A 14,825-nucleotide genomic window follows, 5' to 3' on the forward strand; every position below is an offset into this window, starting at 1 on the left:
GGACCCGCTGTCCGTCAGGCGCTGCGGGCGCTGATCTCGTCGCCGATGCGGATCGTTCCGCCGGACCAGGCCTCCGACCCCTCCGCGGCACCGCCGGGCAGCAGGAGTCGGCCGAGCGTCGGCTCATCCTGCCCGAGAGCACCCGTGAGGGTGGTCAGCACTCTGGCGTCGCGCACCCCCGTGTCCGGATTCGCGTGCGTCGCGAGGCAGCGCACGATCGGACCCGCGGCCTCGAACACGACCTGTCCCACGGTCACGGTGCCGCGCCAGTCGAGCTCCGACCAGGCTGCTGCGTCGTCGATCACGATGTTCGATCGGAAACGGCGGTCGTCGATCCCGAGACCGAGGGCCTCGCCGAGCGTGCTCACGCTGGCGCGGGTGTGCACCGACACGTAGCCGCGCGCGCGGTCCTGGAACCTCGAGGTCGTGCCGTCGCCGACCACGACCAGCGGCAGCCTGCCCGGGCGGCGAAGGCGGCGCCCGTCGGGTGTGGCCAGCACGAAGTCCGTCACGGCATCCGCGAGTGCGACGCGACCGTCGTCGTCGAGACCGGCCTCGACGAGCATCGAACCGTCGTGCTCGATCCGAACGGTGTGGGAGCGATCGTCATATGTCGTCCGCAGCGCGGCGAGAGCGGGGAAATCCTGCAGCGACAGCCCCTTCGCCTTGGGCCAGTGGTCGAGTCCGTCCCGGTGCTCGGGCACCGCGGCATCCCCGAAGCGGAAGGCGAGGACTCGATCACCGGCGATGCGCCCGTCGGGCTGCACGGTGAGCGAGTCGACGGATTCCGGGGTCAGCCCCTTGATGGGGTGCCGATAGAGCGAGACGACGCGAGCCATACAGAGAGTCTGTCAGCCGCGTGCTCGAAGACCGTGATCTCGCGCGTGCACGACACGATGGTCGGTGCTCCGGACACGACGAATCCCCCGTGTGGCGCACGGGGGAGACGACGGTCGAGCGAATCGGCGGTCAGGCCTTTTCGAGTTCGTCCTCGTCTTCGTCTGCATACTCGTCGGCCCACTTGTCGACGTACGCGTCTTCGGAGTCGCTCGGATGCCCGAGTTCGCGCTCCAGCGCGGAGTAGTTCACCGACGGACTGAATGACTTCAGTTCGCGGGCGATCTTGGTGTGCTTCGCCTTTTGACGGCCACGGCCCATGCGCGAGACCCCCTCACGAGTTAAGCGGCGGGCAGCTGACGGCCCGATGCATTCACGACACCGGCTCAAGGCCGGTAAGAGTAGCATTCAGAATAGCACGCGGGTAGGCCCCCCTGGCCGACGCCAGGCTGGTGAAGGGAGCGATCGTCATGACCGACAACACCTCGAAGCCCTCCGACGAGGCGGCACAGAACGCGACTCTGCAGAAAGCGGTGATCGTCGGGATGCAGCCGGGTCAAGCCGCGCGCGTGATCGACGAGGCGGCGCGGTTCGCCCGGCTGCTGCGAGTGCCGCTCGTGGTCGCCCATGTCGACGTCACGCGCTTCGTGACCTATGAGGATCCCGACGGCTATGTGCACTCGGCGCCGATCGATATGAACCTCGACGCAGGGGCCGCCGAGTTCGAGGCCGTGCAGGCCGAAGCGGCCGCTGCACTCGACGGCACGGGGATCACCTGGACGGCACGACAGCTGGTCGGAGACCCCGCTCTCGCTATCAAGCAGCTCGCGAACAAGCTCGATGCCCAGCTGATCGTCGTCGGCACGCGGAAGCGCGGGATCGGCGAGTCGATCCGCGAGTTCTTCACCGGATCGGTCGCCGCTCGACTCGCGCACCGTCAGCACCGCTCGGTCCTCGTCGTGCCCCTCCAGGAGCCGGTGCCCGACTCGCAGTCCGAGATCTGGACCGAGTGACGTCGTCCCCGTTCGGTCGTTGAGCGAGCCGGGCGGAGCCGCGCGAGACGACACGCGCATCGATACGAGATCGGGGTGCGACGTGTCGTCTCGGTCGGCTCCGCGCAACGACCGGGGAGTGGGACGGGTGTCAGCGACCGAGTGACGCGAGTGCCGTGGTGATGCCGCGGGCGGCGGCATCCAGTCCGTCCTCGAGGTCGGACACGACGGATGCCGGCAGTGCACCGCCCTTCGCCACGTGCGTGCGCAGGTCGGTGCGCACCCGTGCACGGAACGCGTTGATGACGGCATCCGCCCGGTGCATCTCCTCGCGACTGACGATGCGCTCGTCGTCACCGGCGGTGCGCGGGCGGGACTTGGATGCCGCGCGATCGTCCTTCTCGGCGGTGGCGAGATCGGCGCGGAGGCTCTTCATGGCCTCCTTGACGCTCTGGCGCACCTCGTTCGCGATCAGGCGCACCGAATCGGTGATCCCTGCTTCGATGCCCGCGAGATCTCCCTCCCGGGACGAGAGCTCGGCGCGTCCGGCCTCGGTGATCGCGTAGATCGTGGTGCGGCCGTCGACGGTCTTGGTGACCAGGCCCTCTTCCTCGAGCTTCGCGAGCCGCGGATAGATCGTGCCGGCGCTCGGCGTGTAGGTGCCGCCCGTGCGGTCGGTCAGCGCCTGGATGATGCCGTACCCGTGCTGCGGCGACTCGGCGAGCAGCGACAGCAGGTACAGGCGCAGGTCGCCGTGGGAGAAGACTGCGGGGCTCATGCTTCCCACTCCGCATCGTCGGTGATCGACGCGGGGGTGCGGCGTAGCACGGTCACGCCGCCTGACACGGAGTTCGCGCGCAGGTCGACGAAGCGTCCGGCGAGCTCTCCCGTCGATCCGGTGTAGTTGTTGAGGCCGGAGGAGCCGCGCTCGATGCCGTCGATGAGCAGGCGGCCGCTGAGCGAGCGGATCACGTAGTTCGCGGCGAGGGACTCGTCGAGGCGCACGGTGGTGCCGCCGGAGACCGAGTTGATGTTGATCGTGTTCACGTCGCCCGCGGCGTCGACGAGCGTCGAGCCCGAGACGATGTCGACGGTCGCCTTGCGCACGGTGCCGGTGACGGCGACATCGCCCGAGACGCTGTTGGCCGTGATCGAGCCGGTGAGGCCTCGCACCTGCACGTCGCCCGAGACGGAGTTCACCGACAGGTCGCCGATCAGGGTGTCGACGATGATGTCGCCCGAGACGGTGTTGAGGCGGGCGTCGTTGCGGATTCCCGACACCAGCGCACCGGCGCTGACGACGCCCAGGTTGAGCGCGATCGAGCGCGGAACGGCGACGCTGACCTCGGCTTTGGGGCCGCCCGATCCGAAGTTGCGGAACACCTCGAGGAAGTTGTCCCAGCCGAGCTGCGGGTGGTCGATCTCGACCTCGCCGTCGTGCGCCTCGATGCGCAGGTCCTTGGTCGTGACGCCGTGCACCTCGATGCGGATGCCCGGTTCGTCGTGTGCGATGACATCGACCTGGCCGCCGACCAGACCGATCTTCAGTCGGGTGACGTTCTCGATGTCGATGACGCGTTCTTCGCCCGGGGCGATGAGCCACTTCTCGGTCATGTCTGCTTCTCCTGTGTTGAGGGATCACGATATATCGTGTTCATCGAGAGTAACACGATATATCTCGATCCTGTCAAGGGGCGGTTCTGTCCGGGGCGGATCCTGCCCTGTCGAGGGCGATCACTCCAGCGGGGCGGCGTGCCAGACGCGGTCGAGGTAGTCGCGGATCGAGCGGTCGGACGAGAAGAAGCCGGTGCGGGCGACGTTGAGGATCGCCGAGTGCGTCCAGGCGTCCTGATCGGCGTACGCGGCATCCACCCTGTCCTGCGCCGTGATGTACGACGCATAGTCCGCGAGCACCATGAAGCGGTCCTCGTAGAGCAGGTTCGAGACGACGGGCTCGAAGACCGAGCGGTCGCCGCGTGAGAAGGCGCCGGAGGCGATGAGATCGATCGCTCTGCGCAGCTGCTCGTCTGCCTGGTAGACGTCCTGCGGCCGATACCCTCGAGAGCTCAACGCCTCGACCTCCGGTTCGCTCATGCCGAAGAGGTGGAAGTGCTCGTCGCCGACGAGCTCGCGGATCTCGACGTTCGCGCCGTCATCCGTGCCGATCGTGAGCGCGCCGTTCAGGGCGAACTTCATGTTGCCGGTGCCCGAAGCCTCTTTGCCGGCGAGGGAGATCTGCTCCGACAGGTCGGCCGCCGGGATCACGCGCTCGGCGAGGGTCACGTTGTAGTTCGGCGGGAAGACGACCTTCAGCCGGCCCTCCAGTCGCGGGTCCGTGTTCACGACCTCTCCGACCGCGTTGATCAGGTGGATGATGCGCTTCGCCATCGCGTAACCCGGGGCGGCCTTCGCCCCGAAGATCGCGGTGCGGGGCACGACATCCGCCACGGCGATGCGCCCCGAGATCACGCCCTCGTACGTCGTGACGATGTGCAAGACCTTGAGCAGCTGCCTCTTGTACTCATGCAGGCGCTTGACCATGACGTCGAGCATGTGGCCGTCGCTGATCTCGATGCCGTCGCGCTCGCGCAGCACCTCGCTCAGACGACGCTTGTTCGCGGCCTTCACCCCGGCGAAGGCCGCGCGGAACCCGGCATCGTCGGCGAACGGTTCGAGCTCGCGCAGGCGTTCGAGGTCGGTGGTCCAGCCGTCGCCGATCGCTGCGGTGATGAGCGACGAGAGCTCGGGGTTCGCGAGGCGCAGGAACCGACGGGGCGTGACGCCGTTCGTGACGTTCGTGAACTTGCCGGGGAAGAACGCGTCGAAGTCGTGGAGCACCTTGTCGCGCAGCAGCTGGGAGTGCAGCTCGGCGACGCCGTTGACCTTCGCTCCGGCGACCGTCGCGAGGTACGCCATGCGCACGGACCGCACCGGATGCTCGGCGATGATCGACATGCTGCGCACGAGCATCTCGTCGTCGCCGAAGCGCTCGCGCACCGCCACGAGGAACTCGTCGTTGATGCGATAGATGATCTCGAGGTGCCGGGGCAGCAGGCGGCCGAGCAGCTCGACCGGCCACACCTCGAGCGCTTCGGGCAGCAGCGTGTGGCATGTGTAGGCGAAGCACTGCTGCGTGATCGCCCATGCGGCATCCCACTCGGGGCCCTTCTCGTCGACGAGCACCCGCAGGAACTCGGGCACCGCGATCACGGGGTGCGTGTCGTTGAGCTGGAAGATCACGCGCTCGGGCAGGGTCGTCAGGTCGAAGCCGTCGGCGAGCATGTTGTCGAGGAAGTCGTGGATGGATGCCGCGACGAAGAAGTACTGCTGCTGCAGGCGCAGCTCTTTGCCCTGCGGGGTGGAGTCCTCGGGGTAGAGCACCTTCGAGATGTTCTCGGCGTAGGTCTGTGCCCGCACGGCCTCTTCGTAGTCGCCGGAGTTGAAGATGCGCAGGTCGAAGGCGCTGGTGGCGACGGCGCTCCACAGGCGCAGGGTGTTGACGCGGCCGTTCTGGAACCCGGGGACCATGTAGTTGTACGGCACGGCCTGCACGTTCCACGCGGGCACCCACCGGCTGCGGGTGACGCCGTCGTCGTCGTACTTCTCGGTGTGGCCGCCGAAGGCGATCGTCTGTGCGTCTTCGGGGCGGGCGAACTCCCACGGTGATCCGAGTGCGAGCCAGGCGTCGGGCTGCTCGACCTGCTGGCCGTCAACGAACGTCTGGCGGAAGATCCCGTACTCGTAGCGGATGCCGTAGCCGATGCTCGGCACCGCCATCGTGGCGAGCGAGTCGATGAAGCAGGCCGCGAGGCGTCCGAGTCCGCCGTTGCCGAGGCCGGGCTCGACCTCGTGCGCCCGCAGCTCGTCGAGGTCGATGCCGCACGATGCCAGGGCCTCGGTCGCGACGTCGGTGAGGGCGGCGGCGAGGAGGTTGTTGTCGAGCTGGCGGCCCAGCAGATACTCGGCCGAGAGGTAGCAGACGGCCTTGGCCTGTGACTCCTTCTGGCGACGCAGATCCTCGAGCCACCGCGCCATCAGGTAATCGCGCACCGTGTGCGCGAGGGCGAGGTAGCGATCGTTCGCGCTGGACGCCGACAGCGCGACGCCCCGGTCGAAGTTGAGGTTGTGCAGGAAGCGCTCCACGAACTCATCCGCGGTACTCGGCGGAGCGATCACGGGGGCGAGGGCGAGCGGATGCAGGGCGGAGTGTGTTTCGGGCACGACACGACCGTAGCGAGGGGACGCCGCATCCGTGTGTCGGGCGGATGAAGAATATCGGTTGGGATGAAGGCTTGACCTTGACGCAGCGTCAACTTCTACCGTGGAGTCATCGACGAACGGATCCACGGAGGGAGGACGCGATGACCGGTCGTGATTGGTCTATCCAGGAGATCGCCCGGCTCGCGGGCACCACCAGCAGGACGCTGCGTCACTACGACGATGTCGGCCTGCTGCCGCCGTCGCGCATCGCGCACAACGGCTATCGCCACTACGACGAGACAGCCCTCGTGCGCCTGCAGCGCATCCTGCTGCTGCGCGAGCTCGGACTCGGTCTGCCGCAGATCGCGGAGGTGCTGAACCCGGTGACCCCGCGGCAGAGCGAGGAGTCCGCTCTCGAAACCCACCTCGCGCTGCTGCGTGAGGAGCAGGACCGGCTGGCGCGACAGATCGCGTCGGTCGAGAACACCATCAATGCATTGAAAGGAGGTGAAGAACTCATGGCAGAGAACATGTTCGACGGTTTCGACCACACCCGGTACAAGGAGGAGGTCGAGCAGCGTTGGGGTCGCAAGACCTACGCCGACAGCGACCGCTGGTGGCGCGGGATGACCGACGCCGAACGGGCCGACTGGCAGCAGCGGGTCTCCGACCTCGGTCGGGACTGGATCGCCGCCGCCGAGAGCGGCATCGACCCGGCATCCGCCGAGGCTCAGGACGTCGCTCGTCGCCACGTCGAGTGGCTGACCGGGATTCCGGGAACCCCTGCCGCGGTCCCTGGCGGTGACGTGAAGGGATACGTCATCGGGCTCGGAGAGATGTACGTCGCGGACCCGCGCTTCGGTGCGAACTACGCGACGTCGGCCGGGGGCACGCAGGGTGCGGAGTTCGTCCGCGACGCGCTCCGCTTCTACGCGGAGGCGAACCTGTAGCCGCCGCGCGGCATCCGCTGGCGCGTGCGGTGCAGCCCACCGCCATGCGGGGTCGATGACGCATCCGAAACGCTCGTTTCCGGTGCGTTTTTGACCCCGCAGGGTGCGGGAGGTGCGTTTTTGACCCCGCACGGATCGGGGCCCCGCTTTGCACAGATCGAGACACCGGGGCAAGACCGAGATCGGATGCCGGTGCTGGGCGTAGGGTCGGGTCATGGCCCCCCGCCGCAGACGCACCGATGCCGCACCGCTGTTCGCGGTGGCCGCGGGTGCCTACGCCGCGAACGTCGCCCTCGGCTCGGCCGTCGCCGCCAGGCTCATCGACACGAGCAGCTTCCGCTGGGTGCATCACGCGATCTACATCGCCACGTGCGTGACCTCCGCAGCCGCGTTCTCGGCGATCGTCTGGGGGCGCCCGGCGCACGCCAGCCGCCGCGCCGCCCTGGCGCTCGCACCGGCCGCCGTCCCTCTCGCCGCCATCCCCTACCTCGGCACGCACAGCCGACGGCATCCGCTCGTCGCGCTCGCCGCGGCCCCCTTCATCGTCGCGGGCGTCGTCTGCTCGCGCCTGGCCTCCGACCGGAAGTGAACGCATGGAACTGCTCGACGCCATCCGCCGCCGCAAGACCACGAACGGGCCGTTCCTGCCCGACCCGGTATCGGAGGAGCATCAGCGGATCCTGCTCGAGGCCGCGGGCCGTGCACCCTCGCAGCTGAACAGCCAGCCATGGCGGTTCGTGGTCATCGAGAACCGCGAGACCATCGACAGGATCGCGCGCATCTCGGGCGAGAGCATGACCGAGGCGATGTCGAACGGCACGTTCTTCGAGCGCTACAAGCCGTACTTCCGGTTCAGTCAGGCCGAGATGGAGGAGAAGCGCAGCGGGATGCTGTTCGACAAGCTGCCCGCCGCACTGCGCCCGTTCACGAGCCAGGTCTTCACGAAGCGCGGCCAGAAGCTGATGAACACCTTCGGGGTGCCCAAGACCCTCGGCGAAGAGAACCACAAGCTCGTCGCCGGCTCTCCGCTGCTGCTCGGCGTGATGCTCGATCGCAGCGAATACCGACCCGGTCAGCTCTCGTCGTTCTACTCGGTGTTCAGCATGGGCGCCGCGATGGAGAACGTCTGGCTCACCACGGTCGAGCTCGGCATGGGCATCCAGTTCATCTCGTTCCCGATGGAGGTGCCCGGGCGGTGGGAGGAGATCATCGATCTGCTGCACGTGCCCGACGACCTCGAGCTCATGGCCGTCTACCGCCTCGGCTACCTCCCGCCCGAGCAGCGTCGCCCCGCCATCGACTGGTCGAGTCACCAGCGCAAGCTCGTGTCGCAGTACGTGTTCCGCGAGAACTGCGACGAGCCGCAGCAGGGCTGGGACGCCCCGCCGCCCGGCGTCGAGAACCCTGCCGCGCGCTGAGGGTCAGCCCTCGCTCGTGCGGGGCAGTGCCGCCAGGTCCTGCAGCGCCGGCCCCTCGATGCGCGTGCCGTCGGCTTCGAAGCGCGAGGCGTGCAGCGGGCAGTCCCACGTGCACTCGGCGTCGTTCCAGGCCAGGACGCCACCCAGGTGCGGGCACACGGCGGACACCGCGCGGGTGACCCCGTCGACCGTCGAGATCGCGACCGGCCGCCCACCGCGGTTCGCGACCACGCCCTCTCCCTCGGCGGGGCGAGGCACGGGGACGGCGGTCGTCTCCGCGCCGATCCAGCCGCTCGTCGCGGCGGCGGCCACCTTCGCACCCTCGAGCGCACCGCGGGCGAGGTCGGCCGGAACCGTGAGCCTCGTGCCGATCTTGACCATCCACGACGGCCGGTCGTGCCAGCTTGCTCCGCGGATCTCGGTGGTGAGGCGCAGCGCCGCAGCGGGGGCGTTCGAGAGGCCCCACTTGGCGTAGCCGGTCGCGAATCGCACGACGCCGAGTCCGCGCGGCATGGCCCCCACGAACGGGATCTGATTGTGCGACTCGTAGTCCTGGGCTGCCCAGCGATGGGTCTCCTCGGCATCCGGGAAGTACTGTCGCGTCCACGCGATGAGCCCGTCGATCGCCGCCGCCTCGCTGTCGGAACGCCCGACCGGATGCCCGTTGCCGCCCACGACGAGCCGGGCGCTGCCACCCGGGCCGTCGGCAGCGGACACGGGCCGGATCGACCGCGTCGCGCCGTCGACCGAGATGAACGTGGACTCCGGGACGTCGCCGCCCACCGCGAAGGAGACGCAGTACGACCGGAACGCCCGCATCTTCGTGAAGTACAGGCCGCGGTCCAGGATGGGGTATCCGGTCGCGATCACGACGTGCTCGGCGAACATCGGCCCGGCCGTGGTCTCGACGCGAGGGTCGGGCAGCACGTGGGTCGCCGTCACCCTGACGCCGGTGTGCAGGGTCCCGCCCGCGGCGAGCAGCTCTTCGGCGAGAGCCTGAGCGACGAGCGCGGGGTCGATCGTCACCTGGTCGTCGAGAGCGACGGCTCCGAAGACGGGGAAGGCCAGCGACGAGAGCTGGTCGCGCGTGAGCATCCTCGTCGGGAGACCTGCCTCACCCGCCGCGGCATGTACCTCGCTCAGGGTGTCGAGCCCCGAGGGGTCCTGCGCATACGAGTGGTCGGTGCGCCGCTCATACGGGACGCCCGCGTGGTCGGCGAAGGCGAGGAGCCAGTCCATGCCCGCACGGTTCGCGTCGACGTACGCCTGCACGAGCGACGCCGGATGGTGGCGACGGATCTCGGCCAGACGCTTGCCCTGCAGCAGCGACAGCTTGCCCGTGTTGGCCCCGGTCGCGAGCTCCGCCACGGCGCCCGCCTCGATCACCGCCACGTCGAGGCCGGCGCGCGTGAGCATGACGGCGGTGGTGAGTCCGGTCAGGCCGGCGCCGACGATGACGACGTCGTGCCGCGCGCCGGGGTCGAACGGTGTGCCGAGGGGCGGAGTCCGGTCGAGCTTCCACAGTGGCTTCATGGGGACAGTCTCGACCCGCCGCCGCTCCACGCGCACCCGGTTGACAATCGGCGGATGCGTCGGCGGGGCGCGACTAGAGTTGCCGCGTGACCCCTCGGCGTCTGCTCCTCGTCTTCAGCGGCGGCGCCATCGGCACCGCGGCACGGCTGGCAGTGGGGCTCTGGCTGCCGGACGCCGACGGCTTCCCCGCGGCGACGCTCCTGGTCAACGTGCTCGGCTCGCTGCTCATCGGCGTCGTCGCCGCGCGGCTCGCCTCCACCGCGGGGCTGCGGGTGTTCCTCGGGACGGGCGTGCTCGGCGGATTCACCACGTACAGCGCGTTCATGACCGGCACGGTCTCACTGTGGGCGGATGCTCCGCTGTGGGGCCTCGCGTACGCCGCGGGCAGCCTCGTGCTCGGCCTCTCGGCCGCCGCCCTGGGGCTTCATCTGGGGCGTCCGCGCTCGTCGGCCCGTCTCGCGGGAGCCGACTCATGAGCCCGCTCCTGTTCATCGCGGCGGCGCTCGCCGGAGGGGTGGGGGCGGTGCTGCGCTACCTCGTCGACCTCGGCGTCGCGAAGATCGCCGGGCGCCGCTTCCCCTGGGGCATCCTCCTCGTGAACCTGAGCGGATCGTTCGCACTCGGACTCGTGACCGCGGCCCTGCCCGATCAGGCCTTCCTCCTCGGTGCCGGGCTGCTCGGCGGGTACACGACCTTCAGCACCGCGATGCTCGACGCGGTCGCACTGTGGCGAGACGGCGCGCGCCGCGCCGCGGCGTTCGACGCCATCGGGATGCTGCTGCTGGGGCTGCTCGCTGCCGGCCTCGGACTGGCACTCGGCTCCCTGCTCTGACGCGCGATTCTGCGCGCTCGGTGACGGCGCCCGTGCGGGGCTAATCTCCAGCTTCGGGATGCAGAATGTACAAACGTACATGTACGGGCGTACAGGGTTGATCGCCGCGTGCATATCCACGAATGGGCGAGGGGGATCGATGAGCGAGGGCACACGACGCCGCCGCGATCCTGAAGCGCGCCGCCTCGAGATCGTCACGGCGGCCGCCGAGCTGATCATCGAGATCGGCGTCGACGCGCTCACCCACCGCAAGGTCGCCGCCCGCGCCGGGGTGCCGCTCGGCGCCACCACCCAGTACTTCGCCACGCTCGACGACCTGCGGGAGGCCGCCATCGGCGCACTCGCGGCCGAGATCGAGGCGCGCATCGACGAGACGCGGCGAGCCGTGCGCGTCGAAGGCGTGACGCCCGAGGGGCTCGCGAGGCTGGTGCACCAGGGCCTCGCCGATGCGCGCGCGATTCAGGCAGACCGAGCCGTCGTCACCGCTGCCGTGCACGACCCGCGGGTGCGGGCCTTCGCCAGGCAGTGGTCCGACGAGGTCGTCGGGTTCATCGCACCCGTTCACGGACCGGATCGCGCCAGGGCCGCCGCCGTCTTCATCGACGGCGTACTCTGGCATGCACAGATCCACGACGAGCCGCTCGACGAAGAGCTCATCCGCGACGCCCTCGCCGGGATCCTCCTTCCTCGGCAGGCGTCCCCCTCCGCATCCACCGCCGCAGCATCCGCCTGATCCGACCGAGAGAGAATCCGCCCTTGTCGAACCTCGCCGTCCTGAGTCTCAAGAACCGCGCGCTGATCGCCCTGATCACGATCGTCGCCGCCGTGTTCGGCGGGCTCGCTCTGACGAACCTCAAGCAGGAGCTCATCCCGTCGCTCGAGCTGCCCAACCTCATGGTCATGACGACCTACCCCGGCGCCTCGCCCGAGGTCGTCGAGAACGACGTCTCGACGCCCATCGAATCGGCGATCCAGGGTGTTCCCGGACTCGAGGGCACGACGGCGACGAGCACGACCAACGCCTCGATCGTGCAGGCGACCTTCGCCTACGGCACGAACCTCGCGACGGCCGAGCAGAAGATCCAGCAGGCGATCAACCGCATCTCGGGACAGCTGCCCGAAGACGTGAGCCCGCAGGTGCTCGCGGTGTCGATCGACGACTTCCCCGTGATCCAGGTCGCGGTCACCGGATTCGATGACGCCGAGAACGCCCAGGCCGAGCTGACGAGCATCGCGATCCCCGACCTCGAAGACGTCGACGGCGTCAACGCCGCGCAGCTCATCGGCGGTGTCGGCCAGCGCATCACCATCACGCCCGATGTCGCCGCCCTCGCCGCGCTGGGCCAGAGCACGCAGGCCATCAGCACGGCGCTGCAGCAGAACGGCACGCTGTTCCCCGGCGGAGACATCACCGAGAACGGCCAGACCCTCACGGTGCAGACGGGCGCCAAGATCACCTCCGTCGAGGAGATCGCGGCGCTGCCGCTGGTCGGCACCGAGGCGACGGTCGGCGATGTGGCGACGGTCGTGCAGGAGTCCGACCCGATCTCGTCGCTCTCACGCGTCGACGGCGAGGATGCCCTCTCGATCTCGATCACCAAGCTTCCCGCCGCGAACACCGTCGAGGTGTCGCAGGGCGTGATCGCCGCGCTCGACGAGATCGGCGAGGCGTTCCCCGACGCGACGTTCACGATCATCTTCGACCAGGCGCCGTTCATCCAGCAGTCGATCGAGACGCTCGCGACCGAGGGCCTGCTCGGACTCGCCTTCGCGGTGATCGTCATCCTCGTCTTCCTGCTGTCGATCCGTTCGACTCTCGTGACGGCGATCTCGATCCCGACCAGCGTGCTGATCACGTTCATCGGTCTGCAGGCGTTCGGGTACTCGCTCAACATCCTCACCCTCGGTGCGCTCACGATCGCGATCGGTCGCGTGGTCGACGACTCGATCGTCGTGATCGAGAACATCAAGCGCCACTACGTCGGCGACGCCGACAAGGGCGACGCGATCCGTCTCGCCGTGCGCGAGGTGGCGATGGCCGTGACCTCGTCGACCATCACCACGGTGGCGGTGTTCCTGCCTATCGTGTTCGTCGGAGACATGGTCGGCGAGCTCTTCCGCCCGTTCGCCATGACCGTCTCGATCGCGATGGTCGCCTCGCTGCTCGTGTCGCTGACCATCGTGCCCGTGCTCGCGTACTGGTTCCTGCGCCCCGGCAAGCCGCTGCTCGACGAGAACGGCGTGCAGATCGACCCCGAGGACCCGGCCGCGCCGCCGACCCCGCTGCAGCGCGCCTATCGACCGATCCTCGGCTGGACGTTGAAGCACTCGGGTGTGACCGTGATCCTCGCGGTCGTCGTGCTCGGTGCCACACTCGCGGCAGCGCCGCTCATGAAGGTGAACTTCCTCAGCGACTCGGGCCAGAACACGATGACGGTCACGCAGGACCTCGGTCCGACCGCGAGCCTCGAGACCAAGTCGGAGGCGGCGGTCGCCGTTGAGGACGCGCTGCTCGACATCGACGGCGTCACCACCGTGCAGGCCTCGATCGGATCGAGCGGATCGGCTCTGCGCGATGCGTTCTCGGGAGGCGCGGGCATCACCTACTCGGTGCTCACCGACGCCGATGCCGATCAGGAGGAGCTCCGCGCCGCGGTGCAGGACGCCGTCAAGGACCTCACCGATGTGGGAGAGGTGTCGGTCGCATCGTCCGCAGGCTTCGGATCGAGCGACATCGAGATCACGGTCTCGGCGTCGAACGCCGACGACCTGCAGACCGCGACCACCGCCGTGGGTGACGAGCTCGAGGGCCGAGACGGCGTCGGTCAGGTCACCGACAACCTCGCCGCGGCCCTGCCGTACCTGGCTGTGGTCGTCGATCGTGACGCGGCCGCGCAGCGCGGCCTCTCGGAGGTGGCCGTCGGATCGATCGTGTCGAACACGATGCGCCCCCAGCAGGTCGGAACCGTCGAGATCGACGACACCGCGCTGACGATCTATCTCGCATCGGCCCAGCCGCCGACGACCGCCCAGGCGCTGCGCGAGCTGACCATCCCGACGCCGCTCGGTGTCGTGCAGCTGCAGGAGATCGCGACCGTCGAGGAGCGCAACGGCCCCACGTCGATCACCACCGAGCAGGGACGCCGCACCGCGACGATCACCGTGCCCCCGGCATCCGACAACCTCGCCGTGGCCACCCAGTCGGTGAACGACGCCCTCGCCGCGGTCGATCTGCCCGACGGGGCGTCGGCCGAGGTCGGCGGCGTCGCGACGCAGCAGGCCGACTCGTTCTCGCAGCTCGGGCTCGCGATGCTCGCGGCGATCCTGATCGTCTACGTCGTGATGGTGGCGACCTTCAAGTCGCTGCGCCAGCCGCTGCTGCTGCTCGTGTCGGTGCCGTTCGCGGCGACCGGTGCGATCCTGCTGCAGATCATCACGGGCGTGCCGCTCGGAGTGGCCTCGCTCATCGGCGTGCTGATGCTCATCGGCATCGTGGTGACCAACGCGATCGTGCTCATCGACCTCGTGAACCAGTACCGCGAGAAGGGGCTGTCGACGCTCGACGCCGTGAAGGCGGGTGGCGAGAAGCGTCTGCGGCCGATCCTCATGACGGCACTCGCGACGATCTTCGCGCTGACCCCGATGGCGCTCGGCATCACCGGGCACGGCGGTTTCATCTCGCAGCCGCTGGCGATCGTCGTGATCGGCGGACTCATCTCGTCGACCGTGCTGACGCTGATCGTTCTGCCCACGCTCTACAACCTCGTCGAGGGTGCGAAGGAGCGGCGCCGGGCGCGCAAGGCGGGCTCGGGCGACGACGGCTCTGCGCCGGTCGACGGCGCGGCGCCGTCGGACGGGCCTGCGCCGGCCGGCGGGCTGGTGCTCGCCGGTGCTGGTGCGGGTGGCACCTCGGGTGCCGGTACGGGCGGTGCCTCGGGTGCCGGTGGCGACTCGGGTCTGCCGCACGCGAATCAGCTCACTCGCCGCGAGCTCCGCGAGCGCGGCGAGTAGCCGTCTCGGCGTCCATCACTGCGCAGGGGAGTGCGCGATGCCCGTCCGGAAT

At 69.0% G+C, this 14,825-nt stretch carries 14 protein-coding genes; 8 read left to right on the forward strand and 6 right to left on the reverse strand.

Annotated features, from left to right (window positions below; all coding sequences use genetic code 11):
* Positions 1-14 precede the first annotated feature (14 nt).
* Together HWD99_RS14800 and HWD99_RS14805 are read right to left on the reverse strand one after the other, a co-directional pair.
* Positions 15-839 carry an MOSC domain-containing protein gene (locus HWD99_RS14800; RefSeq protein WP_241796955.1) on the reverse strand — a complete coding sequence of 275 codons (825 nt, stop codon included), beginning with the start codon at positions 837-839 and terminating at the stop codon, positions 15-17.
* Between the two features lie 130 nt (positions 840-969).
* Entirely contained in the window at positions 970-1,158 is a 189-nt protein-coding gene (locus HWD99_RS14805) for a DUF3073 domain-containing protein (protein WP_067119623.1), read from the reverse strand.
* Between the two features lie 149 nt (positions 1,159-1,307).
* Between HWD99_RS14805 and HWD99_RS14810 the strand changes: the two genes are divergently transcribed.
* Complete coding sequence (locus tag HWD99_RS14810) at positions 1,308-1,850, forward strand: universal stress protein (protein WP_241796956.1); 543 nt, start codon at positions 1,308-1,310, stop codon at positions 1,848-1,850.
* Positions 1,851-1,980: 130 nt separating this feature from the next.
* Here the strand turns inward: HWD99_RS14810 and HWD99_RS14815 are convergent, their stop codons facing one another.
* The 3 genes from HWD99_RS14815 to HWD99_RS14825 all read right to left on the reverse strand — a co-directional run bounded on the left by HWD99_RS14815 (position 1,981) and on the right by HWD99_RS14825 (position 6,050).
* Positions 1,981-2,607: a PadR family transcriptional regulator gene (locus tag HWD99_RS14815; protein ID WP_241796957.1), complete on the reverse strand. Its 627-nt coding sequence runs from the start codon at positions 2,605-2,607 to the stop codon at positions 1,981-1,983.
* Positions 2,604-3,443, reverse strand: a complete 840-nt coding sequence (locus HWD99_RS14820) for a DUF4097 family beta strand repeat-containing protein (RefSeq protein WP_241796958.1) — start codon at positions 3,441-3,443, stop codon at positions 2,604-2,606. The genes HWD99_RS14815 and HWD99_RS14820 overlap by 4 nt, the downstream gene beginning before the upstream one ends.
* Before the next feature lie 120 nt (positions 3,444-3,563).
* Positions 3,564-6,050: a glycogen/starch/alpha-glucan phosphorylase gene (locus tag HWD99_RS14825; protein WP_241796959.1), complete on the reverse strand. Its 2,487-nt coding sequence runs from the start codon at positions 6,048-6,050 to the stop codon at positions 3,564-3,566.
* Positions 6,051-6,190: 140 nt separating this feature from the next.
* Between HWD99_RS14825 and HWD99_RS14830 the strand changes: the two genes are divergently transcribed.
* From HWD99_RS14830 to HWD99_RS14840, 3 genes are all read left to right on the forward strand, one after another.
* A complete protein-coding gene (locus HWD99_RS14830) occupies positions 6,191-6,979 on the forward strand; it encodes a MerR family transcriptional regulator (RefSeq protein WP_241796960.1) in 789 nt (262 codons plus the stop codon).
* A gap of 214 nt (positions 6,980-7,193) precedes the next feature.
* Positions 7,194-7,568, forward strand: a complete 375-nt coding sequence (locus HWD99_RS14835) for a hypothetical protein (protein ID WP_241796961.1) — start codon at positions 7,194-7,196, stop codon at positions 7,566-7,568.
* Positions 7,569-7,572: 4 nt separating this feature from the next.
* Positions 7,573-8,397, forward strand: coding sequence for a nitroreductase family protein (locus tag HWD99_RS14840; protein WP_241796962.1), 825 nt, complete (start codon positions 7,573-7,575; stop codon positions 8,395-8,397).
* 3 nt (positions 8,398-8,400) lie between these two features.
* Here the strand turns inward: HWD99_RS14840 and HWD99_RS14845 are convergent, their stop codons facing one another.
* Complete coding sequence (locus HWD99_RS14845) at positions 8,401-9,930, reverse strand: FAD-dependent oxidoreductase (RefSeq protein ID WP_241796963.1); 1,530 nt, start codon at positions 9,928-9,930, stop codon at positions 8,401-8,403.
* An 86-nt stretch (positions 9,931-10,016) separates the two neighbouring features.
* On the opposite strand from HWD99_RS14845, the gene HWD99_RS14850 reads away from it, so the two are divergent.
* From HWD99_RS14850 to HWD99_RS14865, 4 genes are all read left to right on the forward strand, one after another.
* Complete coding sequence (locus tag HWD99_RS14850) at positions 10,017-10,406, forward strand: CrcB family protein (protein ID WP_241796964.1); 390 nt, start codon at positions 10,017-10,019, stop codon at positions 10,404-10,406.
* Positions 10,403-10,762, forward strand: coding sequence for a CrcB family protein (locus HWD99_RS14855; RefSeq protein WP_241796965.1), 360 nt, complete (start codon positions 10,403-10,405; stop codon positions 10,760-10,762). Before HWD99_RS14850 ends, HWD99_RS14855 begins: the two co-directional genes overlap by 4 nt.
* Positions 10,763-10,901: 139 nt before the next feature.
* Positions 10,902-11,495: a TetR/AcrR family transcriptional regulator gene (locus tag HWD99_RS14860; protein ID WP_241796966.1), complete on the forward strand. Its 594-nt coding sequence runs from the start codon at positions 10,902-10,904 to the stop codon at positions 11,493-11,495.
* Between the two features lie 23 nt (positions 11,496-11,518).
* Positions 11,519-14,773, forward strand: a complete 3,255-nt coding sequence (locus HWD99_RS14865) for an efflux RND transporter permease subunit (RefSeq protein ID WP_241796967.1) — start codon at positions 11,519-11,521, stop codon at positions 14,771-14,773.
* Positions 14,774-14,825: the final 52 nt, after the last annotated feature.

This window comes from Microbacterium sp. C5A9 (assembly GCF_022627955.1).
In the GTDB taxonomy this organism is placed as follows: domain Bacteria; phylum Actinomycetota; class Actinomycetes; order Actinomycetales; family Microbacteriaceae; genus Microbacterium.